Source organism: Algoriphagus sp., from assembly GCF_039969895.1.
Taxonomy (GTDB): Bacteria; Bacteroidota; Bacteroidia; order Cytophagales; family Cyclobacteriaceae; genus Algoriphagus.
Window position 1 is genome coordinate 441,914 of record NZ_JBDVMZ010000014.1, and the last position, 25,544, is coordinate 467,457.

Annotated in this window: 23 protein-coding genes and 1 riboswitch; of the genes, 10 read left to right on the forward strand and 13 right to left on the reverse strand. The window is 43.0% G+C overall.

Annotated elements, in window-relative coordinates; translation table 11 throughout:
• Positions 1–82 precede the first annotated feature (82 nt).
• The 3 genes from ABJH64_RS13195 to ABJH64_RS13205 are packed head-to-tail and all read right to left on the reverse strand — an operon-like array spanning position 83 to position 3,248.
• Positions 83–1,069: an ABC transporter ATP-binding protein gene (locus ABJH64_RS13195; protein WP_348277269.1), complete on the reverse strand. Its 987-nt coding sequence runs from the start codon at positions 1,067–1,069 to the stop codon at positions 83–85.
• A complete protein-coding gene (locus tag ABJH64_RS13200; protein WP_348277270.1) occupies positions 1,070–2,101 on the reverse strand; it encodes an iron ABC transporter permease in 1,032 nt (343 codons plus the stop codon).
• On the reverse strand, positions 2,088–3,248 hold the full coding sequence (locus tag ABJH64_RS13205; RefSeq protein ID WP_348277271.1) for an ABC transporter substrate-binding protein: 1,161 nt from the start codon (positions 3,246–3,248) through the stop codon (positions 2,088–2,090). Before ABJH64_RS13205 ends, ABJH64_RS13200 begins: the two co-directional genes overlap by 14 nt.
• Positions 3,249–3,347: 99 nt before the next feature.
• Positions 3,348–3,563: riboswitch (cobalamin riboswitch) on the forward strand.
• Between the two features lie 114 nt (positions 3,564–3,677).
• Here ABJH64_RS13205 and ABJH64_RS13210 point away from each other — a divergent pair.
• Positions 3,678–5,534 (forward strand): TonB-dependent receptor, encoded by a 1,857-nt coding sequence (locus ABJH64_RS13210; protein WP_348277272.1) that lies wholly within the window; start codon positions 3,678–3,680, stop codon positions 5,532–5,534.
• A complete protein-coding gene (locus ABJH64_RS13215) occupies positions 5,531–6,580 on the forward strand; it encodes a DUF5074 domain-containing protein (RefSeq protein WP_348277273.1) in 1,050 nt (349 codons plus the stop codon). Before ABJH64_RS13210 ends, ABJH64_RS13215 begins: the two co-directional genes overlap by 4 nt.
• Positions 6,581–6,867: 287 nt before the next feature.
• Here ABJH64_RS13215 and ABJH64_RS13220 read toward each other — a convergent pair whose 3' ends face one another.
• Genes ABJH64_RS13220 through ABJH64_RS13230 form a run of 3 tightly spaced genes read right to left on the reverse strand, consistent with a single transcriptional unit; the run spans position 6,868 to position 9,009 of the window.
• Positions 6,868–7,608, reverse strand: a complete 741-nt coding sequence (locus ABJH64_RS13220) for a DUF4163 domain-containing protein (protein WP_348277274.1) — start codon at positions 7,606–7,608, stop codon at positions 6,868–6,870.
• 1 nt (position 7,609) lies between these two features.
• Positions 7,610–8,605: a methylmalonyl Co-A mutase-associated GTPase MeaB gene (meaB, locus tag ABJH64_RS13225; protein WP_348277275.1), complete on the reverse strand. Its 996-nt coding sequence runs from the start codon at positions 8,603–8,605 to the stop codon at positions 7,610–7,612.
• Positions 8,602–9,009 carry a hypothetical protein gene (locus tag ABJH64_RS13230; RefSeq protein WP_348277276.1) on the reverse strand — a complete coding sequence of 136 codons (408 nt, stop codon included), beginning with the start codon at positions 9,007–9,009 and terminating at the stop codon, positions 8,602–8,604. The genes meaB and ABJH64_RS13230 overlap by 4 nt, the downstream gene beginning before the upstream one ends.
• 53 nt (positions 9,010–9,062) lie before the next feature.
• On the opposite strand from ABJH64_RS13230, the gene ABJH64_RS13235 reads away from it, so the two are divergent.
• Genes ABJH64_RS13235 through ABJH64_RS13245 form a run of 3 tightly spaced genes read left to right on the forward strand, consistent with a single transcriptional unit; the run spans position 9,063 to position 10,694 of the window.
• On the forward strand, positions 9,063–9,599 hold the full coding sequence (locus tag ABJH64_RS13235) for a CopD family protein (RefSeq protein WP_348298994.1): 537 nt from the start codon (positions 9,063–9,065) through the stop codon (positions 9,597–9,599).
• 4 nt (positions 9,600–9,603) lie between these two features.
• Entirely contained in the window at positions 9,604–10,257 is a 654-nt protein-coding gene (locus ABJH64_RS13240; protein WP_348274371.1) for an SCO family protein, read from the forward strand.
• Complete coding sequence (locus ABJH64_RS13245; RefSeq protein WP_348274372.1) at positions 10,254–10,694, forward strand: cytochrome c; 441 nt, start codon at positions 10,254–10,256, stop codon at positions 10,692–10,694. Before ABJH64_RS13240 ends, ABJH64_RS13245 begins: the two co-directional genes overlap by 4 nt.
• Here the strand turns inward: ABJH64_RS13245 and ABJH64_RS13250 are convergent, their stop codons facing one another.
• Positions 10,695–11,114 (reverse strand): hypothetical protein, encoded by a 420-nt coding sequence (locus tag ABJH64_RS13250; RefSeq protein WP_348274373.1) that lies wholly within the window; start codon positions 11,112–11,114, stop codon positions 10,695–10,697. It lies immediately after the preceding gene.
• A 128-nt stretch (positions 11,115–11,242) separates the two neighbouring features.
• Between ABJH64_RS13250 and ABJH64_RS13255 the strand changes: the two genes are divergently transcribed.
• Positions 11,243–12,064 (forward strand): aminotransferase class IV, encoded by an 822-nt coding sequence (locus tag ABJH64_RS13255; RefSeq protein WP_348274374.1) that lies wholly within the window; start codon positions 11,243–11,245, stop codon positions 12,062–12,064.
• A 194-nt stretch (positions 12,065–12,258) separates the two neighbouring features.
• Here the strand turns inward: ABJH64_RS13255 and ABJH64_RS13260 are convergent, their stop codons facing one another.
• The 4 genes from ABJH64_RS13260 to ABJH64_RS13275 form a co-directional block, all read right to left on the reverse strand.
• Positions 12,259–12,699 carry a hypothetical protein gene (locus tag ABJH64_RS13260; RefSeq protein WP_348274383.1) on the reverse strand — a complete coding sequence of 147 codons (441 nt, stop codon included), beginning with the start codon at positions 12,697–12,699 and terminating at the stop codon, positions 12,259–12,261.
• A gap of 97 nt (positions 12,700–12,796) precedes the next feature.
• Positions 12,797–14,062, reverse strand: coding sequence for an FtsX-like permease family protein (locus ABJH64_RS13265; RefSeq protein ID WP_348274375.1), 1,266 nt, complete (start codon positions 14,060–14,062; stop codon positions 12,797–12,799).
• The gene (locus tag ABJH64_RS13270) at positions 14,059–14,691 is read right to left on the reverse strand and encodes an ATP-binding cassette domain-containing protein (protein WP_348274376.1); all 633 of its coding nucleotides are present in this window, start codon (positions 14,689–14,691) and stop codon (positions 14,059–14,061) included. The genes ABJH64_RS13265 and ABJH64_RS13270 overlap by 4 nt, the downstream gene beginning before the upstream one ends.
• A gap of 1 nt (position 14,692) precedes the next feature.
• Positions 14,693–15,868, reverse strand: coding sequence for an ATP-binding protein (locus tag ABJH64_RS13275; RefSeq protein WP_348274377.1), 1,176 nt, complete (start codon positions 15,866–15,868; stop codon positions 14,693–14,695).
• Positions 15,869–16,152: 284 nt separating this feature from the next.
• On the opposite strand from ABJH64_RS13275, the gene sucD reads away from it, so the two are divergent.
• Both sucD and ABJH64_RS13285 read left to right on the forward strand, forming a co-directional pair.
• Complete coding sequence (sucD, locus tag ABJH64_RS13280) at positions 16,153–17,034, forward strand: succinate--CoA ligase subunit alpha (RefSeq protein ID WP_348274378.1); 882 nt, start codon at positions 16,153–16,155, stop codon at positions 17,032–17,034.
• Between the two features lie 210 nt (positions 17,035–17,244).
• Positions 17,245–18,876: an ABC-F family ATP-binding cassette domain-containing protein gene (locus ABJH64_RS13285; protein ID WP_348274379.1), complete on the forward strand. Its 1,632-nt coding sequence runs from the start codon at positions 17,245–17,247 to the stop codon at positions 18,874–18,876.
• A 426-nt stretch (positions 18,877–19,302) separates the two neighbouring features.
• On the opposite strand, the gene lysS is transcribed toward ABJH64_RS13285, so the two are convergent.
• Entirely contained in the window at positions 19,303–21,009 is a 1,707-nt protein-coding gene (gene lysS, locus ABJH64_RS13290; protein WP_348274380.1) for a lysine--tRNA ligase, read from the reverse strand.
• Positions 21,010–21,176: 167 nt separating this feature from the next.
• The gene (locus ABJH64_RS13295; protein ID WP_348274381.1) at positions 21,177–22,352 is read right to left on the reverse strand and encodes a proline dehydrogenase family protein; all 1,176 of its coding nucleotides are present in this window, start codon (positions 22,350–22,352) and stop codon (positions 21,177–21,179) included.
• Between the two features lie 872 nt (positions 22,353–23,224).
• Here ABJH64_RS13295 and ABJH64_RS13300 point away from each other — a divergent pair.
• Together ABJH64_RS13300 and aroB are read left to right on the forward strand one after the other, a co-directional pair.
• Positions 23,225–24,322 (forward strand): chorismate mutase, encoded by a 1,098-nt coding sequence (locus ABJH64_RS13300; protein WP_348298996.1) that lies wholly within the window; start codon positions 23,225–23,227, stop codon positions 24,320–24,322.
• A 166-nt stretch (positions 24,323–24,488) separates the two neighbouring features.
• Positions 24,489–25,532, forward strand: a complete 1,044-nt coding sequence (aroB, locus tag ABJH64_RS13305) for a 3-dehydroquinate synthase (protein ID WP_348273784.1) — start codon at positions 24,489–24,491, stop codon at positions 25,530–25,532.
• Positions 25,533–25,544 lie beyond the last annotated feature (12 nt).

The window sequence follows — 25,544 nt, forward strand, 5'->3', positions numbered from 1 at the left end:
TGAAGAACCGAAACCATACAAGAGAATAAAATGTGGCGCTAAACCGGTAAAAAAATTAAGCGCTTGATTTCTAAAATAAATATCAAAGGTGGACTTCTCTCCTTTTCAAACCCTCCACTAACTCACCAACACTCTCAAAATTCTGACCTTCATACTTCATCAATAAAGGGTTCCCACAAACCTCAATGGTCGATTTTAGATTCTTAACTCCAGCTTTTAGCAAAGCATTTCTCACCCACTGAACTAATTCGACTGGCCCGGAAAAATCAAATTTCACGTCCGATTCCACAGACTCAATTCTTCCTCGATCCACGCTGAAATGAAACTGCTTTCCTGGCAATAATTGATTTATGGAACCAGAAATCACCAGATCCTCTGGCAGACCAGAAATCAACGGCGATCCGCAATTCAGCAACCAAAACCTATCAGCCGTCTCGAGTGCTATTTCCAGATCATGGGTCACGACTAAAATGGCCTTTTGCTGACTTCTAGAAATTTCATGGAGTAAACGCATAATCTCAAAACGATTTACCAAGTCCAGATGAGCTGTCGGTTCATCTAGTACCATCACTTTTCCGTCCTGCGCCAGCGCCCGCGCGATCATCGCTTTTTGTCGCTGCCCATCGGAGATTTCAGCCAGTCGCTCGTCTTTCAGATAAGTGATTTTGGTGGCTACCAAAGCTTTTTCAACTGCCTTCAAATCAGCTTCAGACAATTTCCCTGTCCAACTCGTATGCGGAATTCTTCCCATCGCAACCAATTGGCCTACAGTCATATTTCCCGGCAAAAAAGGCTCGGTCAACACCACCGAAAGTTCCTTCGACAAATCTTCATTAGTATAAGAGGCTATCTCTTTCCCATTCAAAAAAACTGAGCCCGACCAGGGTTTTATTTGTCCTAAAATCGCCTTGACCAGCGTAGATTTCCCCACACCATTTGGCCCCAAAAGGCAGGTCATTTCGCCAGAGTTAAGCGCAAAACTTAGGTCACGAAGAATCTCCTTTTTTTGCTTTCGCTTGGTATAGCCCACCGTCAGATTCTTTCCAATTACCGTCGCTTTATCCATCATTTAGAATTCTTTGCTAAAGTTCTTTTTCAAAACCAGACTGATCACAATCGGAGCACCTACCAAGGATGTTACCGCATTGATGGGTAAAGTCTGAGATGAGCCAGGCAACTGCGCGACCACATCACAAAGCAGTAGTAAAATCCCTCCCAAAATAGCCGTAGCCGGAAATAACACCCGATGATCCGATGTGCGCCAAACTATCCGGGCGACATGCGGAACCGCTATCCCAACGAACGCAATTGGTCCACAAAAAGCCGTAATACAACCTGCCAATAATCCAGTACTCAAGATCATCAGCCAGCGCAAACGATCAGGATTTATCCCCATACTTTTTGCGTAGCTCTCTCCTAAAAGCATCCCATTATAGGATTTGACAGAGGCAATCACCGGAATAATCCCAAGCGCAATAACAAAGATCAGCACCCAAACTTGCTCCCAAACCAGGCCTCCCAAACTACCCATAGACCAAATAGTGAAAAGCTTCAGTGCCTCTGCCCCAGAAAAATAGGACAATACCGAAATCACCGCCGAAACAGCCGATCCGAACATCAAACCAACGATTAAAAGGGTCATGCTATCACGAACTTTCCAAGCCACTAAACTCACCGTGACCAAGACCAAGCCTGCGCCTAAGGTCCCAGCGACCGCAATCGCCCAAGGACTCATAACTCCGCCAAATGCAACCAAGCCAAACGCCGATCCAGCCAACATCAAGATGGCAACTCCTAATCCTGCACCTGAACTAATCCCCAACACGAACGGTCCAGCAAGGGGATTTCTGAAAAAAGTCTGCATCTGAAGACCGCTGATGCTCAGCCCTATACCAGCCATAATAGCGACTAATGCCTTTGGAATTCTGTAATTCAAAATAATCTGTTCCCGGGATGCTTTCGTCCAGTCACCTGTGAATATTCCTTCTACAATTTCACCTGGAGATATAGACACAGAACCCAAGCTGACATTGAGCAGAAAGCTCAAAACCAATAGGGTCAGAGCTGCAAAAAGTAAAATTACCGGCCTAGTTGCTTTCATTGAGTCGTTGATAAAAATACAACTCATAGTCCGGAAGTAAGTCTGGATGAAGGATTTTGATTAGGTCTTTCAAAATCAAATCCGGTCGCATGTAGCCCAACTCAAAGTATTCCAGCCCTCCCGCTCTTCCTTTTTTCTGCGTGTAGGAAAAAACATTTCCGGATTTGAACGCAGCAAAAGCTCTGTACCTCGGCTCTGCATTACCCATGGTTTGCAAATCAGAATAATCTGCAGAACCTATCCAAAAATCGGCTTCCAGTGCATTTTCAAGCACAAACTCATAATTCAACTGAACAGATCCAGTTCCCTTCTGAGCTGAGAAAATATAATTCCCTCCAGCATTTTGGAGGATTTTTGCTCCCCAGCTCTCACTTCCTGGCGCATACCAAATATCCTGATAAAGCACTCCGCTGAGAACCGACGGACGCAGTGAACCTTCTATCGAGCTGCCCAATTTTTCCGCTTCCAGATAGGCTTTTTCAACCTCTTCAAAAGCAACTTTCGCTTCCTCATATTTTCCCAAGAGAATCCCCGTAAACTTGATCCATTCAGCCCTTCCAAGGGGATGTTGCTCCACATATTCCCCGTTAATTATCGCTGGAATTTCCGCTTGCGCCAGCAGATCCAAATATTTCAAATCCTCTCCCAATGTAGAAATCATGATCCAATCCGGAGCCAGATCGATGACCATTTCAGTATTTGCCGAAGGACCAGCGCCCAAGTCGGTGACTTTTCCTGCATCGATTTGCTTCCAAGTTTTCTCTGAAGAAATCAAATTCAAATCCGGAAAACCGATCAACTTTTCAGTAGCATTCAACATATCCAAATGTGGAATTTGCGTGGTCGAAGTGAGGACCACATTTTCTACTGGAAGCTGAATTATTGCATCATAATTTCCGGTAGGTTTCTCTGCATTTTCTTCCAAGACTAAATATCTAAAAATTCGATCCGCACCTGTCCAGGCCTGAGTCACTTCCAGTTCCCAATAATTATTTCCTTTAGAAATAGTGAAGCCGGAAGCATAGCTCAAAGCGCTATTTTCAAGCATCGCAGTCTCTTTATCCTTTCTTTCCTTACACCTTGAAAAAGAAGCGAATACCACTAATGAAACAGAAGAAATAAGGAAGTAAAATCGAAGTTTTTTCACGGAGTTTCGTTGGAGGAATAAAATCCAAAATAAGCTCGGGATTTCCCCACTTCCAAAATTTGTCCGCAAACAGATTTTTTTCCTAAGCTTTATGCATCTAGATTTGTAGCCGAAATAGGTTCCCAATCTCTCCTACGAGCTCTTGGGATTAAAAGGGAATTTGGTGTAAAACCAAAGCTGTCCCCGCAACTGTAAACCGAGCGGATTTTTCCGCAAATGATTTGTCACAAAGGCCATTGTTCCAAAACCAATTTGGGATGAGAAGGCGGCAAATCGAGGTGAGCCAGGAGACCTGCCGATTTCTGTTGATTCTGTGCTTTCGGAGGAAAGGCTACGAAGAATGTTCCTGGACCGATTGCTTTCGGTTTCGCATCCTTCTTCACATTTCTCTTCAAGCCCGAATCGAATTTTCAACTAATTCGATCAGGGATGTTTTTGCTTTTGTGGGCAATTTCTTTTGTGGGTTCCAGCCCGGTTCAAGACACGGTCAAGCTAGCCGAGGTGGAAATCTATGCGCCAGCTTTGGATCGCTTTGCCCAAGGACAAAAAGTGATCAATTGGCAAAAAGCGGATTTGGAAAATTTTCAAGGCCGGTCGTTGGCAGATATTCTTCAGGAACAATCCCCGGTTTTCGTGAGGCAGTACGGAGCGGGCATGATTGCTTCCCCATCTTTTCGAGGTACTTCAGCCGGACATACAGCAGTGTTCTGGAATGGACTTCCCATCAACAGTCCTTCTCTTGGCCAAAGTGATTTATCCATACTACCGATTTCCGCTGTCGATCAGGTGAGTTTGCAGTTTGGAAATGCAGGCGCACTTTTCGGCAATGAGGCCATTGGTGGTAGCATACATTTAGCATCTCAACCTAGTTTTGGAAAAGGACTGGAACTCGCACTTTTACAGCAAGCAGGAAGTTTTGGTCTGCTCAACACACATGTGACAGGAGGTTTTTCTACTCCGAATTTCAGCACCAAAACCCGGATATATCGTGATTTTTCAAAGAATAATTTCCCGTACAAAGACCTGGGACAGCTAGGAACTCCTGAAGTAAACGAGGATCATGCACAGGTCGAGCAAATGGGATGGGCACAGGATCTGGGGTGGAATCTAAATGAACGAAATCAGTTGAAAGCGGCCGTTTGGTGGCATAAAGCTAACCGGGAAGTACAGCCCGTGATGGGGTCAACTACCCAAGATGAGCAGGAAGATCAGGGTGTGCGAGCGGTTTTGGATTACTTTTATTTTGGAAAAAAGTCCATCTGGAACCTGAAAACAGGGTTTGTTCAGGACAAAATGCTTTTCAATGAAAGTCTAAATCAAACTACACAATATTTTGCCAGTGGAGATTGGGATCAGACTTTTTCAGAAAAGTGGAATACAAAAGCCGGCATTCGATACACCTTGGCTAAAGGAGAACTCAGCACTTACACAGAAGACGATACCCGAGTAGAACTTTATCAAAGTACCAAATACTCCGCCAGCGACAACCTGTCTTTTTCTCTAAATCTTCGTCAGTTGATCTATGCTGGCACATTTGCCCCCTTCACTCCTGGCTTAGGAATGGATTGGAGTTTTTGGAGAAAAGGAAATCAAGCGTTTCAACTCAAAACATCCGCCGGAAAAGGCTTTAAAGTACCCACGCTTAACGATAGATTCTGGAATCCTGGCGGAAATCCAGCGCTCAAACCTGAAGAAAGTCTAAGTGGAGAAATTGGTTTGGCATGGAGCGGAACAGGAAAATTCACCTGGAATCAAAGTATGACTTACTACCGGATGTCTGTTGACAACTGGATTATTTGGCTACCAAAGGGTAGTGTATGGACTCCAGAGAACATCAAAACAGTAGATAATCAAGGCATAGAATACCAAGGAACCCTGGGAAGTACAATTGGAACTTGGAATTGGAACTTGACAACCTCCTACACCTACTCCAAAGCTGTGACCACCAAGGGAACTGGTGAAAATGACCAATCAGTAGGCAAGCAACTCCCCTACACGCCGCGGCATCAAGCCAACGCAAAAATACAGGTAGAAAAAGCTGGTTTGTCAAGTTTCGTGAGCACGTATTATATAGGCGAGCGCTCGGTCACGGCGGACAATCCTCGCTTGATGCCTTCTTTTCAGCTCTTCAATTTCGGCTTAGGCTACGACCAGCTAGAGCTTGGAAACCTCCGGTTGCCAATGAGTTTTCAGATCAACAATGTATTCAACACCGACTATCAAGTGCTCTATCTGAGAGCTATGCCTGGAAGATCTTTTCAATTTAACATATCCTTAATATTATGAAACTAAACCAACTTCTTTGGGCTTCAGCCCTGATTTCTGTCTCATTTGCCTGCTCTGACAGTGGCGATGAAAAGCCACTAGGCAAGTACAACAACGGCATTTTGATCATGAATGAAGGGAACTTCGGGACAAATGACGGCGAAGTCTATCACTTGAATCCAAACACCGAAGAGCTACTTCCTACTATTTTCGAAGCAGAAAACATGAGACCTTTTGCGGGTCTGTTGGAAGATATGGTTCTAGAGGCAGAAAGACTTTACCTGGTAGCTAATACCGGAAAAGTAGAAATCGTGGACCCTACAGATTTCAAAAGCCTAGGTGCTGTCTCGGCAGATTTGGATCAACCAAGATCTTTGGCTGTGAATGGGAGCAAGCTTTTCATCAGCGACTACGGACCTTACGACGCTAGCTATGGTACCCCGGATTCTTACGTTGCTGTAGTGAATGGCCTAGATGGCGGAGGTGTTTCGAAGAAAATTGAAGTTTCAAACAAGCCTGAAGATCTGTTCTCCTATAATAACTACATCATCGTAGCTGGTTCGGAAGAAGACAAAATCGAAATCATCGACGCCACTCAAGAAAGGGTAATTACCATTCTTGATTTGGAAGCATCACCAAAACAATTCCACGAAGAGGATGGTGTACTTTGGGTATATGCCGTGGACTCAGATAAGGTTATTTTCTACACGTTGAATTTGAGCAGTCTTACTTTGGGAACTTCTTATACTATTCCGCTTGCCAATGCTAGTGGTAAAATTGCTTTCGACGGAGATGATGAAATGTATATTTTAACTAGCTCTGGATGGCCTGATTACAATGATGCTGTTGTTGGAATTGATCTAGAAGGCAACACTGCAACTGCAACCGAACTGATGACTGGCTCAGGTTTCTACGGAATAGGTTATGACGATGAGCGTGATCAAATCTACGTTGCTAATGCCAATGGCTTTCAAGGAAACGGATCTATAACTGTTCTTTCTGAATCAGGCTCAGTCATCAGAACTTTCGAAGTTGGCAGAGGCCCTTCTGGGTTTTTGATTTATTAGAGATTAGAAAATATAATTATCCGCATAAATGCCAGTCAGCTTATATTCCTTGCTTATCTGGTTGGAAGACCGATGACCGAAGCGGCCTCAATTCTTAAGTTTAACATTTGCTACATTGCTTATTCCACCTTACTGGTAGAAAAGCGGATAATCATATTAGAAAATTAGACTCTGATAAAACAAACTTTTACGATGTAACTAGGTGAAAAGGCCGCTGAGATTAATTTCTTAGCGGCTTTTTGTAGAATAGACACTCCAAGGGAGTTCAAAATAATGGGAGTGAATAGTTATTCCGCTCTCACAATTCCCTCTAAGTCCTTCAGGTCAAACTCCAACACAGTATATCCCAATACATAAGGCCCAATCTCATAAGGAATGTAGGTTAAAATGAATTTATCATTTTCATACCCTATTGCATTTGGGAGAAAGAAACCTGTTTCCGGTAAAAAGAAGCCTGCTTCCTCCAATGACTTTCCTTCTTCTACTTCATGATGTTTTCTGAAAGCAGTTTCTGCCAAATGCAGCATTTTCCCCTCGTCCAAAATCACCCGATCCACACTTAAGTATTCTCCGGTCTGCTTATCAAAATTCATGTAGTAAACACTGGAATTGGGGTGCGCGCCACCAGCATAGTTGAACTCTGAAAATTGAACACTGAGCGTGCTGTCTGACTCGTAGGTTACTTCAACTTTGAGCTCCACAGTCCATTCGCCTGGTGATTCAGGAAAGTCAGTTTTGAATTCTTCATACGAATCAAGAAAACTCTTTGCGGCAGAATCTAAGTTGCTGAAACCTTCTTCATTATTAAAATAAACCAGTAGCTGCCCCATGATATCATCGTTAATCTGAGCAGCTGCTGGAGAATTTTCCGCTATAGGATAGCTAATTTCCACCTTTGCACAGCTTTCATCGATGCATCGTTTAGAGGAAAAAGACTTGCTACTGAAACTAAGTTTAGTAGTTGACTCTGTAGCTTTTTCCCCACAGGCAAAGAAAAGTAAGGCAGTTAGTATGAATAGATATTTCATTTTAGAGTTTCTTTTGATTGAAAAAAGCCTGCATTAAATCGCGTGCAAGCGCCAAAGGACTGAGTTTTCCAGAAGCCACAAGGCTGCGATTTTGCGTTAGCATTTCCTGAACCTTCGGATTTCCTAGAAACAACCTCCCCAACAAATATTGCATATTTTCTTCCAACCAATTAAGCCGTTGCTCGGAGCGATTTGCCTCCCAAAAACCAGATTCCTGCATTTTTTCCTGATAGGAATGAATCATTTGCCAGCACTCATTCAGCCCTTCTCCAGTCAAAGAAGAGGCCGTTATCACAGGAGCTGACCACTTATTATCTCCTAGAGGAAAAAGATGAAGGGCATTTTTATACGTTGACTTTGCTCTTTTGGCCTTTGCCAGATTGTCGCCGTCTGCCTTGTGGATGACTACCCCGTCGGCCATTTCCATTATGCCTTTTTTGATCCCCTGAAGTTCGTCTCCCGCACCTGAAAGCATGAGTAACAGGAAAAAATCCACCATGCTTTTCACCGCTGTTTCGGATTGACCCACTCCCACCGTCTCGATCAGTATCGCATCGAAACCTGCTGCTTCGCACAGCAACATGGCTTCTCTAGTTTTGGAACTGACACCGCCTAAAGTACTTCCGGTAGGGCTTGGACGGATGAAAGCTCGCTTATCACTCGCTAATTTTTCCATCCTGGTTTTGTCACCGAGGATGCTGCCCTTGCTTTTTTGACTAGAGGGATCCACTGCCAAAACTGCTACGGACTTCCCTTGCTCAACAAGCATTTTGCCGAAGGCCTCAATAAAAGTACTTTTCCCCACTCCCGGAACTCCGGTGATCCCTATGCGAACCGACTTCCCGGTAAATGGCAAAAGTTGCTGGACCAAATCCGATGCAAGAGCCTGATCACTCTCCAAGGAACTTTCTGCCAGGGTTATTGCCTGACTGAGCTTGGTTCTATCTCCGGCAAGTACTCCTTCTTTGTATTCGTTCAGTGTTAACCTCTTTCTCATTTCGGGTAGCCATCAATAAAACTCACATCGCCCATTGGGCTTTTCTGATAGGTAGCATGTACATATTGCCACAATTCTGGGCTGAAATACGGATCAGTGGGAGATAAATCAATCGCCTGATCAATTTGATCAGAGAAAAAGAAAACTACCGTCCTACCGTATTTGGTGTGTGGCATCGCGTCCCCGTACTCCCGCATCCATTCTTGGGAATTATCCAAGGCTTGTACGGCATAAATCCGTACTACTGGCCCGGTATTGTTTTCATTTCTATAGGTAGAAAGTTCCTTGTATTTGCCTTCGAAACGCTCGATACCAGGTTGAAAAAATGATTCCTTGGCTATCAAAATCACCAGCGCGATTACACCTGCAACAATTATATAGAAAATGAACTTTGAGCTTTTCAAGATTTAAGTGGGGTTGTAAAGTTTAGGCCTTAATTTAGCCGAAAATTCCGAGAATGACTTTCGAGTACCTCAAAGCACTTCACATCATCTTTGTAGTCACCTGGTTTGCAGGACTATTTTATATCGTTCGATTATTCATCTATCAAACTGAAGTGATGGAACGTCCAGAATCAGAGCGAAAAATCCTCAAACCTCAGTTGGACCTAATGGCCTCGCGGCTTTGGTACATCATCACCTGGCCGTCTGCCGTGCTCACGTTAATCTTCGGAACTTTGGTATTGACACACCGAATGGAATTCTTGCAGTTGCCATTCATGCATGCTAAACTGGCGTTTGTAGTATTACTCTATGGGTATCACGGCTGGTGTCACAAACTCTTCAAAGAACTTCAAGCTGGGCGAACCCGATGGACTTCTATACAGTTGAGGATATGGAATGAGGCATCCACCCTGCTGCTCTTTGCGATCGTGTTTTTGATTGTCTTGAAAAGTACGCTCAGCATGGTTTGGGGATTGGCTGGCCTGATTACACTGGGCGTGACCTTGATGCTGGGTATTCGCCTGTACAAAAAATTTAGAAAAAACGCTTAATCTTATGAATAATAGGTTTTCAATACTTTCGCTACTTCTGATTTCTCTTCTTTTTTCCCAATGCAATCCTGCCGGAAAAAATGAAACTGCTCCACTTCCAAAGCTGGGTAATTGGCATGTAGATGAAAAAACGGTAGATGGCGCTGTAGTGCAGGATACTGTTTACCATCAGATAGCTGAATTCTCATTCACCAATCAAGAAGGCCAAACCATCAGTAATCAGGACGTAAATGGAAAAGTATATGTAGCAGATTTCTTTTTCACGACTTGCCCTACTATCTGCCCGATTATGAAGAAAGAAATGATTCGGGTGTATGAAAAATTCGGTGACAACCCCAACTTTAAAATCCTAAGCCATACCATTGATCCTAGGCATGACACGCAGGAAGTATTGAAAGATTATGCTCAAAAATTAGGAATAGAAGATGCTCAAACTTGGAATTTTCTCACCGGGGATGCTGAGAAAATCTATGAAATCGGCCAAACCAGCTACATCACTACGGCACAAGCAGACCAAAATGAGCCAGGTGGATTTTTGCATTCCGGAGCTTTCCTACTTATCGATCAAGAAGGTCACATTCGCGGCGTGTATGATGGAACGAAGTCTGATCAAGTGGATAAACTGCTAAAAGATATCCCAAAGCTGCTAGACAAATGAGAAAGTTCTTGATCATCCTACTTTTTGCGTCAGCATGTAGCCCAAAAAGCACCAATGAAGATAATGTGCTCGTGCATATCGAAGATCCTGAAGTGATGAAATATGCGGTGGATGGGAAGACCATTTACGAAAATCACTGTGGAAATTGCCACCAAAATGACGGAACTGGTGTAGGCAATCTAATTCCTCCCTTGCGTGATGCAGATTACTTTCAGGCATCGGTTCATCGAACGGTTTGGATCATGAAGCACGGGCTGGAGGGAGAAATCACAGTAAATGGACAAATTTATAACCAACCCATGCCGGCCAACCCTAAGCTCACGCCACTGGAAATAGCGCAGATCAGCACTTATCTGTATAATATCTGGGGAATGAACGAGGGAAAAATCACCTCCAAAGAGGTGGAGAATTACTTGCAGCAAAAACCTGACTTTTGATCAGTTCAGTGCCTTGTTTGCTTTCTCCAAAGCCGCTTTCATATCTACATTCACTTTCGTGATCAACACCATCTGCTCGTCGAGGTATTGCTTTAGCTCTTCTTCAGTCTTTTCTCCATCCTCCGTATCGTACTGATGCATCCAGTCAAACATGGCTTCATCTGCCTGATTGAGATCATAAGCCAATGATTTAAATGTTATGATTTTCACTGAATCTACAGGCTCCTCACTCTCGAGTTCTTTGACCTTTTCCAGTGCTTTACGCTCTAGGGATTTCAATTGCCCTATTTTTGGCATCACTTCATCATGAACAGCAATCACCTCAGCGCGAAGAAGTTCATTCTCACTAGGGCCACTAGGACCACAGGAAGTGATAGCTAAAAAAGAGGTAAAAATTAAAAACAGAATAGATCGCTTCATGGTAATTAGAATTTTGTGCCGTAAAGTTATTACTTAATCTCTAAATAGTATTAAAAATGAAGATGAGAGGGGAAAAGTGATTTATTCAGCTAGAGCTAGTATTTTTAGGTGCTCTAACCCCAGCTACTATGAAACCATTTTGTTTTGCCGACGGCCAAATCATACCTACAGAAAAAGCGATCATTCACCCGATGGATTTAAGTTTCATCCGAGGATATGGCATATTTGATTTTTTCCGAACTGTTAATTTTCAAGCTCTTTTTCTAGATAACTATCTAGATAGATTTCTCGCGTCAGCAGAAAAAACCTTCTTGCCTCTTGAGTACTCCCGCGCCGAATTGAAGGCCGTGATACAGGAATTGATTGAAAAAAACCATCTCAAAGAAGGTGGTATCCGAATGGTTTTGAGTGGAGGAATTTCTCCAAATCACTTTTCACCAGCCAAAGGAAAGTTGTTCATCTTCGCTGAATCTTTGATTTTTCCTGCCCAAGAGAAATATGAGAAAGGCATCAAATTACTGTCCTTAGAATACGTGAGGCCAATCGCCGAAATCAAAACCACCAACTATGCACTAGCAGTTTGGGATAGTATGCGCTGGAAAGATGCTGATGCCGAAGATGTACTTTATCATCTCAATGGCCACGTAAGTGAGAGTTCTCGCAGCAACTTTTTCATCGTAAAAGACGGCGTAATCAGCACTCCTGATGCACATATTCTTAAAGGCATCACGAGAAAACACATCATCGAATTGGCTGGCGATGTAAAAATTCGACCTATCAGTATGCAAGAAGTGCTGAACGCCGATGAAGCGTTCATCACCAGCACGACCAAAGTACTACTTCCAGTCACTCAAATCGACGAGCACAAAATCGGTAATGGAAAACCTGGGCAAGTTTCACTAGGACTTTTGGATAAATTCAAAGCGCTGGAAAAGGGAATTTGTTATTAAAGGAATATGCCGGATAACCGCTGAATGAAACCGCTTGGCGCCTCAAGAACACGCTACGTTAGGTTCATTTCACATCAAGGAGAAATGAAAACATTTCCCATTTTCTAAACACATTCATGACTGCAAATACCTACCAACCCTCAACGACCCAATTTGATCTTTGAGGAAAATCCGCATGCTTTGTAGAAAAATGCTTATTTGACCAAGGTGGCATTTTTCATAATGTACATGAGCTTCTCAGGATCCTTGCTGTTTAGCGTAAGTGTTCCACGCACCCGCACCCTGTCCGAGGTGTACTTGATCGGTGAGGCCATATCTACTTCCATGACTGTCTCCGGCCCACCAGATCCACAGAAAAAGCATTCTGCCAGAGGTAAACTGGAAAGGATGATATGCTCAGGCTTGAACATTCCTTCAAAAGGAATAATATAGCCATCTGCCTCAACCACTTTGCCTGCCAGCTTGGTAATGTTCTCTGAGAAAACCGGCACATAAAGTTCTCCAAATTCGTCTTCTGAGATTTTATAAGTGACTTCAGAGAGATTCTTCCAGACATTGGTACTTTGAGCCACAAGGGAGGTTTGTCCCACAATCACTACTAAAACTGCCAATAAGGCTATCTTCAACTTATTCATCTGCATGTTATATTAATTTCTAAGGTTGGTCTAGCCCAAAGGTAGAATCCCCAGGCTCGATACATTTTTATTTGGGTTACTCTAATTCTGCCGCTAGTTAAGCCTTTGTCAATTGCTTTGCAATACTTGTTTGATAAGCTGCAATAGCTGGGATTATAGAGGCCAAAACACCTACCATTAACGCATATACTACTATCCAAAGTTCTTGTTTGAGGAAAATCCATGGCTGAAGAGATCCCACCACACCTTGTTCATTCTGAGAAATAATCACAGACAGGAAGCTGTGGCCCAACAAAATACCCAAAATTGCTCCTAGTAGTGTGAGCATAATTCCTTCCAAAAAAATCAATAGTAGGAGCTGACCTCGAGAAGCTCCTATCGCCCGAAGAATCGCCAGGTCATACTTCCTTTCCTTGAGAGAATTGTATAAGGCTATGAAAATCCCAAGCCCTGAAATCCCGATAATCACAACCGCCAACCCTTGCAACAAGGTAATCCCTACCCCAAGCAACTCGAACAACCTAGACATCTCAAAGGATGGTGAAGCAGCTTGCATAGAGGTACCTGAATTAATTATCCTTGGCAACTGTATAGCCGCCATTGGGTTTCTGTATTGCACCAAAAGCGTGGTCAATTCTCTGGAATCATCGGTTTTGGGAAACCCCTTTATAGCTACGGAATCTTGCAGATGCGCCTCATGATGGTCTGTGTGATTTGAGGTAGAATCAGAAAGCTCAGTTTCTCCCTCTTCGTCGTGCGTAAACCAAATAGACTCCACGCTAGTCAAGATCAACCGATCCAGCACATTTCCTTTTCGCTCCAACACACCTACTACCTTGAACTTATGTGCATCGTGTTCATGACTTCCCACGCTTATTCCGTGACTTCCAACGAACTCGTCTCCTACTCGATAGCCCGACTTTTCAGAAACCTCAGCGCCCAAAACGACTTCATAAGGCTTCGCCCACAGCTGCCCGTTTTGGAGTTGTGCATCATAAAGTCCCGGATAGTCATGGTTAGTTCCTACTATTCGAAATCCTTGGTAATTATCCCCCAAAGCCATAGGGATTATGTTTTTCACTAGACGATTTCTGGAAAGTTTCTGTGCTTCATCCATCGGAATATTCCCTGTCGGAAAATCGATATGGTAAACGCCAGCAAGGATCAATTGCAAAGGACTTCCCTTAGCCCCCACGACCAAATCTATCCCAACCGCGTCTTGGTTCATTTTCTTTTCAAACTGATCTTGTATCAACAGCAACACAGTAATTATCGCCAGGCCAAGAGCGAGCAACAGCACATTCAATCCCGTAGAAAGTGGTCTGAATGTCAAATATTTCCAACTGAGCTTAAATAAATTCATAAGGGCTTTACTTCTACAAAATTGGAAATTTGCGTTTTGACACGCTGGTCATGGGTGACGATGATCAAGGCTGCTCCGATTTTAGCTGCTTGCGTCTTTAGAAGCTGTATGACTTTGTTTGCATTTTCATCATCTAAGCTAGAGGTAGGCTCATCTGCGAGGATCAGTTTGGGACTAGTTGCAAGTGCTCGAGCTATTGAAACTCGCTGAGCTTCGCCTTCGCTCAGGGTCAAGACTGAGGAGTTAGCTTTTCCGCTCAATCCTAATTCTGCTAGCAACTGATCTAATTCCTGACCTTTTTTCTTACTGAAAAAATGCGCCATCTGAAGGTTCTCTTTGACGTTCAGCGCAGCTAGTAAGTGTGGTTTTTGAAAAACGATCCCGATTTCTTTGCCACGAAATAAATCCAATTTCTGTCCTTTCATGGCAGATAGGTTTTGTTGGTTCAGAGTCACTTCTCCACTTTCAGGTAAAAGCAACCCTGCAAGCAAATTCAATAGGGTGGTTTTCCCTGAACCAGATTTCCCTAGCACTAGCATACTTTCCCCTTGTTGCAGGGAGATGTCAGGAAAACTAAGTGATGGTTGATTGGGATGACTGTACTTTAAATTTTTTGATTCAAAAAGCATATTATCTTACCGGAATTTCTACTCTAAAGGTTGTCCCTTTTTTTACACTACTCTCAAAACTTATCTCCCCTTTCAATACATCCACACATTTTTTCACGATAGAAAGTCCAAGGCCTGACCCTTCTACTAAGCCCACATTTTTTGCTCTGAAAAAACGCTCGAAAAGTTGGCTTTGCTCAGCTTCGGGAATCCCGATTCCTTGATCTTCCACAGTTCCTATCAATTTATTGTTAGCAAATTCCATTTTGAAGACCACCTCCTGACCATCCTTTGAATATTTCAAGCTATTTGAAAGTAGATTTTCAAAAATCTGATTCAATAGCTCTGAATCAGAGGTAATTACCTTGGGAAGATTGATTAATTCAGGTTTGATTTTGACGTCATTTTCCTTTCCGGCATTCACGGTATCTATAACCTCTTTGACAAAGGCACCCAAAAACATCTTTTTAGGCTTGAATTCAATTTTTCCTGCATCGGCTTTACCAAAAAATAATACACTCGTCAGCAGATTATTCAATGCTCTGACTGAATTTTCGATTTTGAAGGCATGCTTGGTGATTTTTGGCTTGAATGGATGGTCCTTTTCAGCGTAAATCTGCAGCAACTGCGCAGAGCTCAGGATGGATGTCAAGGGTGTTTTGAAACCATGAGAGACGTTCAAAACAATTCGTGATTTCAATTCATTGATTTCTCGCTCCTTTTCCAATGCTTTGGTAAGCTCGCGGTTCGCATTGTAAAGTTCTACCGTACGTTGCTTCACTTTTTCTTCCAACTCATTGTTGAGCTTCTGCAATTCCTTCTCTTTTCGATCCTTGTAAATGGCCAATTCGATCACCATATTAAGTTCTCGAATGTTGAACGGCTTGATCACATAGGCACTTGGATTGGTCCCAACCACTTTATTGAGGGTCTCCGCATCCGAGCTGGCGCTTAGATAGACGACTGGAATATCGTAGATCTCATTGATTATCTCAGTGGTTTTTATCCCGTCGAGCTCACCGGCTAGGTTGATATCCATCATTACCATATCGGCAGGATTGCCACTCAGAATATCTAGTGCCTTTTCACCCGAATCAGCTATTCCAAGTATCTCGTGTCTATTTTTCTCAAGCGCCCGCTGAAGCAAAAGGGCTGATACTGGATCATCTTCAACGATGAGGATTTTGAGACTGAACATACGAGGTGCTGGAAGGTGACTAACTAATTTGTCTCGAAAATATGAAAAATATGTCTCTGACAAGAGCAAATAGCTGAATTGCTTTACTAAAGACTACTGTCGCTAATCAATATGCCCTTTTACCAAACGAGAAATAAGCAAGTATAAGGTCACGCTGACCTACCATCCATCTCTCTCAGGACAGGTTTCTCAAAGAATCATCAAAATCCCAGCATAATGTTATCCTTTTCTTTTGTGGGCGGTGGGTTTGTTATATTTTTGTGCCAAACTATAGAAATCGCATCATGAGTGTACTAGTAAATAAAAATTCCAAGGTGATCGTACAAGGTTTCACCGGATCTGAGGGTTCGTTTCACGCACAGCAAATGATCGAATACGGAACAAACGTAGTCGGTGGTGTAACTCCAGGCAAAGGTGGTTCAACTCACTTGGAAAAACCTGTTTTCAACTCTGTAGAAGAAGCCGTTCAAAAAACTGGCGCCAATACTTCTATTATTTTCGTACCGCCAGCTTTCGCTGCAGATGCGATCATGGAAGCTGCAGATGCAGGCATCAAAGTGATCATCGCAATCACAGAAGGTATTCCTGTGGCAGATATGATGAAAGCTAAACCTTACATTCTAGAAAGAGGTGCTACCCTGATCGGTCCAAACTGCCCAGGTGTAATCACTCCAGGTGAAGCGAAAGTTGGTATCATGCCAGGTTTTGTATTCAAATCAGGTAGAATCGGTATCGTGTCTAAGTCAGGAACTTTAACTTACGAAGCTGCTGATCAAGTAGCCAAAGCCGGTCTAGGTGTATCTACTGCCATCGGTATCGGTGGAGATCCTATCATCGGAACATCCACTAAGCAAGCAGTACAGTTGCTCATGGAAGATCCTGAGACTGACGCGATCGTAATGATCGGTGAAATCGGAGGTAACTACGAAGCTGAGGCAGCAAAGTGGATCAAAGAAAATGGCAACAAGAAGCCAGTAGTAGGTTTCATCGCAGGTCAAACTGCTCCTGCTGGACGTAGAATGGGTCACGCTGGTGCAATCATCGGTGGAGCTGACGATACTGCAGCTGCCAAAATGAGAATCATGAGAGAAAATGGAATTCACGTAGTAGATTCTCCAGCGGAGATCGGTGCTACTATTGCTCAAGTATTGGGTGTGAATGCTTAACTATTTGTTGGGTGTTTGGTGACGGATGCCCGGTGATAAAACCGCTTCGATTGATTTCGGGGCGGTTTTTTTTTGGTTTCAGTATAAGTTGTGATCAAGGAGATTTGCAAGCATCGACGACCAAGTTAAGGATCGCAATTTTTCAATTTTCAAATCTTCCAATTTTTCAATCTTCTATTTCTTACCTTTGCCGCTTCAATTTCTAGACTTATGATTTCAGTAGATAACGTTGGCGTCATCCACAGCGGCACCACTCTTTTTAGCAATGTTTCCTTTGCCATCAACGAAACAGACAAAATAGCCTTAATGGGTAAAAACGGCGCTGGCAAATCCACACTTTTGAAGATCATTGCCGGGGAGACTAAGCCAAGTTTAGGGTCGGTATCGGCTCCAAAAGACTTTGTGGTCGCCTACCTTCCGCAGCACTTGCTGACTTCAGATGACTGCTCGGTGATGGATGAGACTTCCAAAGCTTTTGCCAGCTACCTGAATATGAAAACTGAGATCGATCGAATCAATGAGGAATTAACGGTGCGAACGGATTATGAGTCCGAGGAATATTACAAGCTGATCGAGCAAGTTTCTGAATTGAGTGAAAAATTCTACGCCATCGAGGAAGTAAATTACGAAGCCGAGGTTGAGAAAGTATTGCTTGGATTGGGCTTCGAAAGAGCAGATTTGACGCGCTCTACTTCGGAGTTTTCCGGAGGTTGGAGAATGCGGATTGAGTTGGCAAAAATCCTACTTCAAAAGCCTGATTTGATTCTTCTCGATGAGCCAACTAACCACTTGGATATTGAATCTATTCAGTGGTTGGAAGATTTCCTTCTGAATAAAGCCAAGGCTGTGGTGGTAATTTCCCACGATAGAGCTTTTGTGGACAATATCACTACCCGAACTATCGAAGTAACGATGGGTCGTATTTACGATTACAAAGCCAAGTATAGTCATTACCTAGAACTCAGAAAAGAGCGTCGCGAGCAGCAGCAAAAGCATTATGAGGAGCAGCAGGCAACAATTGCCGATATCCAAGGATTTATCGATCGCTTCAAAGGCACCTATTCTAAAACACTTCAAGTACAATCCCGAGTGAAAATGCTGGAGAAAATGGAGATCATCGAAGTCGATGAGGTAGATACTTCCGCACTGAAACTTCGCTTCCCTCCTTCTCCCCGATCGGGAAATTATCCAGTGATCGTCGAGGACATGAGCAAAAAGTATGGTGATCATGTGGTCTTCAAAAATGCTTCCATGACCATTGAACGTGGTCAGAAGGTTTCTTTTGTGGGAAAAAACGGGGAAGGTAAATCCACTATGATCAAGGCGATTATGGGAGAGATCGACTTTGAAGGCAAGTGTGAATTAGGCCACAATTCCATGATTGGTTACTTCGCGCAAAATCAGGCTTCCCTTTTGGATGAGAGCTTGACTATTTTTGAAACGATTGACTACATCGCTGTGGGAGAAGTTCGCACGAAAGTGAAGGATATCTTAGGCGCATTTATGTTCCAAGGCGATGCAATCAACAAAAAGGTGAAAGTGCTCTCTGGAGGAGAAAAAACACGTCTAGCGATGATCAAGCTACTTTTAGAACCTGTGAACCTGCTGATTCTCGATGAGCCTACCAATCACTTGGACATGAAAACCAAAGACATCATTAAAGATGCTTTAAAGGCTTTTGATGGGACGCTGATCATCGTATCTCACGACAGAGATTTCTTGGATGGCTTGGTTACCAAAGTTTTTGAATTCGGAAACAAGCGTGTAAAAGAACACTTCGAGGATATCAATGGCTTCCTACGTAATAAGAAGATTGAGAATCTGAAAGAAGTGGAAAGATAGGTTGTTGTAGGTTGACCGATGAAAGCCAAATTTCTTCAAAGGTCAGTAAAACGTGCTACGAAAATACCATGGACCAATCAACTAGCTGTAAATAAAAAGGCAGTGAGTGAAGACACTCACGTCGGTAGAATAAGTGGTCTGTGAGACACAGACCACGGTGTTTGAACTACAAATATCTTCGCGCCTTCTTCGTGCCCTTTGTGGCAAATCTCCTTTTTCTCTGCGCAAAACTCCGAGCACCTTGTGGTTAAAAAAACAAACTCACTTCTCGTCTTGCTCTTCGTAGCCAATCCCTTTTTCTTTCTAAATCTTCTAGAATAGCAGCAAAACAGAAAAACTTTCCAAGGGACCTAAAATCCTTAGAAAGTCAACACGAAAAAAACCGAGCCTCGAAGCTCGGTTTCAGTGTTCATATATTTTCCAGAGTTAATCTACCAGTGACACTGTCACCGCGTCTCCTTCTTTGGTCACTTTAGCTACGCCTTTACCTGTAAGGCCTTTCATCGCTACGTCCCACTTTTTTCCGCTCAGTCCAGCTTTACTTTTAAGATCAGCTATAGCTACTGGAGATTCTACCTTCAAAAGCTCAAAGATACCTTTCTCCTCCTCAGTCATATCCACCTGCTTTTTCTCAGGTCTCATCTGTGGGAAGAATAACACTTCCTGAATCGTCGTATTATTGGTCAACAGCATTGTCAAACGGTCGATTCCAATTCCCAAACCTGAGGTTGGCGGCATACCGTACTCGAGTGCACGAAGAAAATCCTCATCCATCGCCATTGCCTCGTCGTCTCCTCTTTCAGCTAATTTCAACTGATCTTCAAAGCGCTCACGCTGATCAATAGGATCGTTCAACTCGGTATAAGCATTTGCGATTTCCTTGCCATTCACAAACAGCTCAAATCGCTCTACCAAGCCAGGTTCAGTTCTATGCTTTTTCGCCAAAGGCGTCATCTCTATAGGATAATCCGTGATGTAGGTAGGTTGGATCAAATTGGCCTCCACCTTCTCACCGAATATCTCATCCACCAATTTGCCTTTGCCCATCGATGCATCTACTTCGATTCCTAACTCTGCACATACCTTGCGCAAGCCTTCCTCATCCATCTTGCTCACGTCGATTCCTGCATATTCCTTGATAGAATCGTACATGGTCAACCTTCTATAAGGCCCGGCAAATTCAATCTCATTTTTACCTACTGTGATTTTGGTTTTGCCATGAATCTCCTGAGTAACTTTTTCGATGAGTTGCTCCACCATTTTCATCATCCAGATGTAGTCTTTGTAGGCTACGTAGATTTCCATGGAGGTAAATTCTGGATTGTGCGTACGATCCATACCTTCGTTTCGGAACATTTTTCCAAACTCATAAACTCCATCAAACCCACCTACGATCAACCTTTTCAGATATAACTCATTTGCGATACGGAGAAAAAGCGGCATATCTAACGTATTGTGATGGGTATCAAACGGTCGAGCTGCTGCTCCACCGTGAACGGCCTGTAGGATAGGCGTCTCTACTTCCAACCACCCATGATCGTCAAAATAGCGACGCATCTGGGTAATGATTTTAGAGCGAGTCACGAAGGTTTTGCGAACTTCAGGATTCACCGTCAAATCCACATAGCGCTGACGGTATCTCATCTCAGGATCTGTGAATCCGTCGTGAACATTACCCTCCTCATCTCTTTTCACTACAGGAAGTGGCTTTACAGACTTGGAAAGCACGGTCAACTCAGTCACATGAAGAGATATCTCACCCGTCTGCGTGGTAAAAATGTAGCCTTTCAAGCCCAAGAAATCACCGATTCCAAGTAGCTTTTTGAACACAGAGTTATATAAGGTTTTATCTTCACCAGGGCAGATATCATCCCTGCGAATATAAAATTGAAGCCTTCCAGATGCGTCTTGAATCTCTCCAAACGACGCAGAACCCATGATTCTACGACTCATCAGACGACCGGCAATTTTGATATCCTTGTAGTCCAACTTTCTGTTCTCGTAGTTGCGATGAATATCTTCCGAAGTGACATTGATCGGAAACTCCTCTGCTGGATAAGGGTTGATTCCCAGCTTCATCAGTTCTTCCCGATCTTTACGTCTTTCTATTTCCTGTTCGCTCAAAAGTTGCATTCTATATAATTTGAAATTTGTTATTCTTTTAATTGTAGGGTGTCAGGTGACTGATGTCCGGTGAACACTTCAATCCAGCATTTTCACCCTCTTTCAACCTACTACCTCACACTTCTCATCTTATTATTCCTGACATCGGTCATCCGGCATCGGACATAAATCAGCAATTATTTACTCTTCCTCCTCGCAATCTCCTTCTTAATCAACGAAAACTCCCGACTGCTTTGCCCCGCAATACTGGAATTCTCAGAAGCCCTACGTATCAGGTAAGGCATCACTTTCTCTACTGGCCCATAAGGCACATATTTCAACACACGATACCCGGCATTGGCTAGATTGAAAGAAATATTATCACTCATTCCATAGAGCTGCGCAAAGAAAACTTGATCCGATGCTTTGTCAATCCCATGTTTTTCGATCAGCTCTACCACGAGGTGATTGCTAGCTTCATTATGCGAGCCACTCACCAAATAAACCCCATTGGAAATACAAAATTCCACTCCAAGATCGTAGTCTCTGTCAGTAGCTACCTTATTAGGTTGAATAGGATTGGTATAGCCCATTTCCTCCGCCCGCTCTGCTTCCTTTTCCATGTAAGCGCCCCGCACAAGTTTGGCTCCTAGCAAATAGCCGTTGGCTTTGGCCACTTGTTCAGCTGCTTTCAATCGTTCCAGCATATCATGTCGATACATCTGGTAGGTGTTATATACTATGCAGGATTCCCTATTGTATTTCTCCATAGCCTCGTAGGCCATTGAATCAATGGTATCCTGAAACCAAGATTCCTCCGCATCAATCAAAATCTTCACACCTTTCTGAAAAGCCGCATGACAGAGTTGATCCACACGGTTTTTCAATCTATCATAAGCAAGGCTTTCCTCTTGCGAAAGGATCTCGCCCGCCTGTACTTTGGTCATCACGCGATGATCTCCCAATCCTGTCACTTTGAAAACTGCAAAAGGTAAAGAATCCTGATTTTGAGCTTTTTCTATGGTTTTCAGGATCTCAGCACAAGTCTGATCGTAGCTAGCTTCGTCCCCATCTCCTTCTACCGAATAATCAAGGGTACTTTCCACCCCGTATTCTGCAAGTTTCTGCGCTGCGGCGGTGCTTTCTGCTATGGTCTCACCTCCACAGAAATGCCCAAACATCGTCTGCTTCATGATCCCTTTGATAGGGAGGCGAAGGGCAAAACCTATCTTGGTCAAAGCAATTCCCAGATCAGAGACGAACTTATTGTTCAACAAGGCAAAAACCAAGTGCATTTTCCTGAGCTCTGCATCACTTTTAGAAGCAAAGGCAACTTTTAAGTTGTCAAAAGAAATAGTGGGTTTAGCGGGCATATTCCAGAAATAAAGCTGCAAAGATATCAAAAAAACTGCTTTAGGATTGCTTTTGTTGGGATAATTGAGGGTTATAAAAAGACGCTAAACAATAGATTTTTGACTTAAGATTTGCCTCAGCTCGAACGAAGTATTGTGGTGAGATCGATCGATGTAATTACATCAAGTCGAGCGAAGTCACGACCTGACGATATTTTATTTGATGATTATCCGCAATAATGCCAGTCACCTTATATTCCTTACTTAGCTGGTTGGAAGACCGATGACCGAAGCGTTCCTCAATTCTTAAGTTTAACATTTGCTACATTGCTTATTCCACCTTACTGGTAGAAAAGCGGATAATCATATTTTATTTTGTAGTCAAAATTCAGCTAACATACCTATAGCATGAATTAAAATCTTTTGGATCAACCCTTCTGCCCACCAAACCAACATCCCTTCGATACTTAGCGTGAATTGAATCTTCTTTTATACCAAAACCAAGATCATTTTCCTTTAACCATATCCCGCATTTTTTAATTATTTCAAAAAAATATTTACGATACATTAAAAACCTATAAAATAAAAAATCAAAATATAATTCTGAAAGAACCTGAAATTTTGACCTAATTTTAAAAAACGCAAAGAATCGCCTCATTCTTTGAAGATTAAATAACAGCTGCGGCAAAAAATTAATTTTGATTTTAAGAATCACCCTTTTACATTTGGCGTATGTTAAACACAGCAGCGACATATTTTAGCTTCTTTTACTTTTACTTTCGAAGACAAAATCGAATCGGAGTTGTGTATTGCCTAGCCTAAACTACAAAATCATATAACACATAAAGCCCGATTCGAAAGAGTCGGGCTTTTTTCATTTAAAGCTCAGTATTATGAAAAATCACAAACAAATCAAAGACTGGGGCCTAGGACTGACAGGCCCAACCATCATCGCGGGGCCTTGCTCCGCCGAGACTCCAGAGCAGATCGAGCAGATTTGTATCGAGATGAAGGAAAACAAGGTAATCCCTTCTATGTTCCGCGCTGGAATCTGGAAGCCAAGAACCAGACCGGGAAGCTTCGAAGGAATCGGTGAAGAAGGCTTAAAGTGGATGGAGATCGTTCGTCACCATCTAAACATCCCGATCACAGTTGAGGTGGGAAATGCAGCTCATGCGGAGATCGCCCTTAGAAACAACGTGGACGTGGTTTGGGTAGGCGCCAGAACTACTGTAAACCCCTTCGCAGTTCAGGAAATTGCAGATGCATTGAAAGGCTCGGATATTCCGGTGATGGTGAAAAACCCAATGAATCCAGACCTTGACCTTTGGATAGGTGCATTAGAAAGATTCCACGCAGTGGGATTGACCAAAATAGCTGCGATTCACAGAGGATTCTCTGATGCTTATGACAAGCGCTTCAGAAACAAACCCAATTGGTCTATGCCGATGCACTTGAAGCGCGTATGGACTGGCATGGAGGTAATCAATGACCCTTCTCACATCGTAGGAAAAAGAGATGGTATTCTGGAAGTGTCACAAAAAGCGATGAACTTCGGTTTGGACGGTTTGATGATCGAAACGCACCATGATCCGGACAATGCCTGGTCTGATGCAAAACAGCAAGTGACTCCAGCTCGATTGAAAGAGATTTTGGATGCCATCGATTTCAAAAAACCACTAGAATCTGAGCAGCCAAGCGAAAGATTGAATGATCTAAGAAGAGCTGTGGATCACCTGGACGATCAATTACTAGACATTCTTCAGGAAAGATTCGCAGTGATCGAACAGATCGGCGCTCATAAAAGAGAACATCACTTATCGGTCTTTCAGTCAGATCGTTGGAAAGATGTGATGGAAAGCCGAACTCAAAAAGGAATAGCTAAGAATCTTAGCCAAAAATTCATGAAGGAGTTACTTTATTGTATTCACGAAGAGTCTGTTAAACGTCAGGAGAAGCAGCTTAGAGAAGCCGATCCAGTGAAAAAGTAAATCGTTGATTGTATGGTTTATAGTCCATTTACCATAGGCTATTGGCTATGAACCCTTTCAATCTAAGTACAAGCAATTCATAAACACTGAGCTTATAGTAAATCTGAGGAGAATATTTCTCCTCAGATTTTTACTCTAATTTTATACTCAGCAAACTTTCGCCTTCGTGAACGCCATTATCTTTTCTGAAAATGCCTCAGTCGATTTGACCGCCGTCCTTGGCGAGCTCAACTATTCCAGCCTTTTTATTCTGACAGATGAAAACACCAAAGAGTATTGTTTGCCTTTGGTAGAAGAAGTTTTTCCTTCCAACTCTACTTTTTTCACCATAGCTCCAGGTGAAAAACACAAAACCATGGCTACCTGCTTGCAGATCTGGGCAGCTATGACAGCAGCTCAACTTGACCGCAAAGCACTATTCCTCAATATCGGAGGTGGTGTTTTGGGAGATATGGGTGGATTTTGCGCCAGCCTTTACAAAAGAGGCATTCGGTTTATCAACATGCCTACTACCCTACTTTCTCAGGTGGATGCAAGTGTAGGCGGAAAATTGGGAGTGGATTTTGAAGGCTTGAAAAATCACTTGGGCGTATTCAATGAACCTGAGACGGTGATTGTAGCATCCGAATTCCTGAAGACCTTACCCGAGCAAGAACTAAGGTCCGGCTATGCTGAGATCATAAAGCACGGATTAATACGTGATAAAACGTATTTCGAAAGTTTGGATTTTGAGCATTGGAAAGACTCCTTTTGGACTCCGCTGATCCACCATTCTGTGGAGATCAAAAGGGCTGTGGTCAAAGAAGATCCAAAAGAAGCTGGTTTGCGTAAAATCCTGAATTTCGGACACACGATAGGCCATGCTTTGGAAACGTACTTTTTGGACGGGCCACGACATTTATTACATGGTGAAGCCATCGCCATCGGAATGATCTGCGAAGCTTGGCTCTCACACAAGAAATTAAATCTCTCAGAGACAGAACTGAGACAAATTCAAGCTGCGTTTTTGAAAGTCTATGGCAACGTTGAAATCCTAGACACTGACGTTCCGGACGTACTTGATTTTTGCCTGCAGGACAAAAAAAATGAAGGCAAAGAGCTGATGTTTTCTTTGCTCAACTCCATTGGCGATTGCACCTACAATATTCCTGTCACTCGGGAAGAAATCCAGCAAGCAATCCAATATTACCAAAATCTACCTCAGACCTAATTCCCTGTATTT

What these genes read in the sequence shown, in the direction of transcription:
- ABJH64_RS13195 (WP_348277269.1), bottom strand. Translation starts at nt 1,069, where the DNA reads ATGATGGATAAAGCGACGGTAATTGGAAAGAATCTGACGGTGGGCTAT.
- ABJH64_RS13200 (WP_348277270.1), bottom strand. Translation starts at nt 2,101, where the DNA reads ATGAAAGCAACTAGGCCGGTAATTTTACTTTTTGCAGCTCTGACCCTA.
- ABJH64_RS13210 (WP_348277272.1), top strand. Translation starts at nt 3,678, where the DNA reads ATGTTTTTGCTTTTGTGGGCAATTTCTTTTGTGGGTTCCAGCCCGGTT.
- ABJH64_RS13215 (WP_348277273.1), top strand. Translation starts at nt 5,531, where the DNA reads ATGAAACTAAACCAACTTCTTTGGGCTTCAGCCCTGATTTCTGTCTCA.
- ABJH64_RS13220 (WP_348277274.1), bottom strand. Translation starts at nt 7,608, where the DNA reads ATGAAATATCTATTCATACTAACTGCCTTACTTTTCTTTGCCTGTGGG.
- meaB (WP_348277275.1), bottom strand. Translation starts at nt 8,605, where the DNA reads ATGAGAAAGAGGTTAACACTGAACGAATACAAAGAAGGAGTACTTGCC.
- ABJH64_RS13235 (WP_348298994.1), top strand. Translation starts at nt 9,063, where the DNA reads ATGACTTTCGAGTACCTCAAAGCACTTCACATCATCTTTGTAGTCACC.
- ABJH64_RS13240 (WP_348274371.1), top strand. Translation starts at nt 9,604, where the DNA reads ATGAATAATAGGTTTTCAATACTTTCGCTACTTCTGATTTCTCTTCTT.
- ABJH64_RS13245 (WP_348274372.1), top strand. Translation starts at nt 10,254, where the DNA reads ATGAGAAAGTTCTTGATCATCCTACTTTTTGCGTCAGCATGTAGCCCA.
- ABJH64_RS13250 (WP_348274373.1), bottom strand. Translation starts at nt 11,114, where the DNA reads ATGAAGCGATCTATTCTGTTTTTAATTTTTACCTCTTTTTTAGCTATC.
- ABJH64_RS13255 (WP_348274374.1), top strand. Translation starts at nt 11,243, where the DNA reads ATGAAACCATTTTGTTTTGCCGACGGCCAAATCATACCTACAGAAAAA.
- ABJH64_RS13260 (WP_348274383.1), bottom strand. Translation starts at nt 12,699, where the DNA reads ATGAATAAGTTGAAGATAGCCTTATTGGCAGTTTTAGTAGTGATTGTG.
- ABJH64_RS13265 (WP_348274375.1), bottom strand. Translation starts at nt 14,062, where the DNA reads ATGAATTTATTTAAGCTCAGTTGGAAATATTTGACATTCAGACCACTT.
- ABJH64_RS13270 (WP_348274376.1), bottom strand. Translation starts at nt 14,691, where the DNA reads ATGCTTTTTGAATCAAAAAATTTAAAGTACAGTCATCCCAATCAACCA.
- ABJH64_RS13275 (WP_348274377.1), bottom strand. Translation starts at nt 15,868, where the DNA reads ATGTTCAGTCTCAAAATCCTCATCGTTGAAGATGATCCAGTATCAGCC.
- sucD (WP_348274378.1), top strand. Translation starts at nt 16,153, where the DNA reads ATGAGTGTACTAGTAAATAAAAATTCCAAGGTGATCGTACAAGGTTTC.
- ABJH64_RS13285 (WP_348274379.1), top strand. Translation starts at nt 17,245, where the DNA reads ATGATTTCAGTAGATAACGTTGGCGTCATCCACAGCGGCACCACTCTT.
- lysS (WP_348274380.1), bottom strand. Translation starts at nt 21,009, where the DNA reads ATGCAACTTTTGAGCGAACAGGAAATAGAAAGACGTAAAGATCGGGAA.
- ABJH64_RS13295 (WP_348274381.1), bottom strand. Translation starts at nt 22,352, where the DNA reads ATGCCCGCTAAACCCACTATTTCTTTTGACAACTTAAAAGTTGCCTTT.
- ABJH64_RS13300 (WP_348298996.1), top strand. Translation starts at nt 23,225, where the DNA reads ATGAAAAATCACAAACAAATCAAAGACTGGGGCCTAGGACTGACAGGC.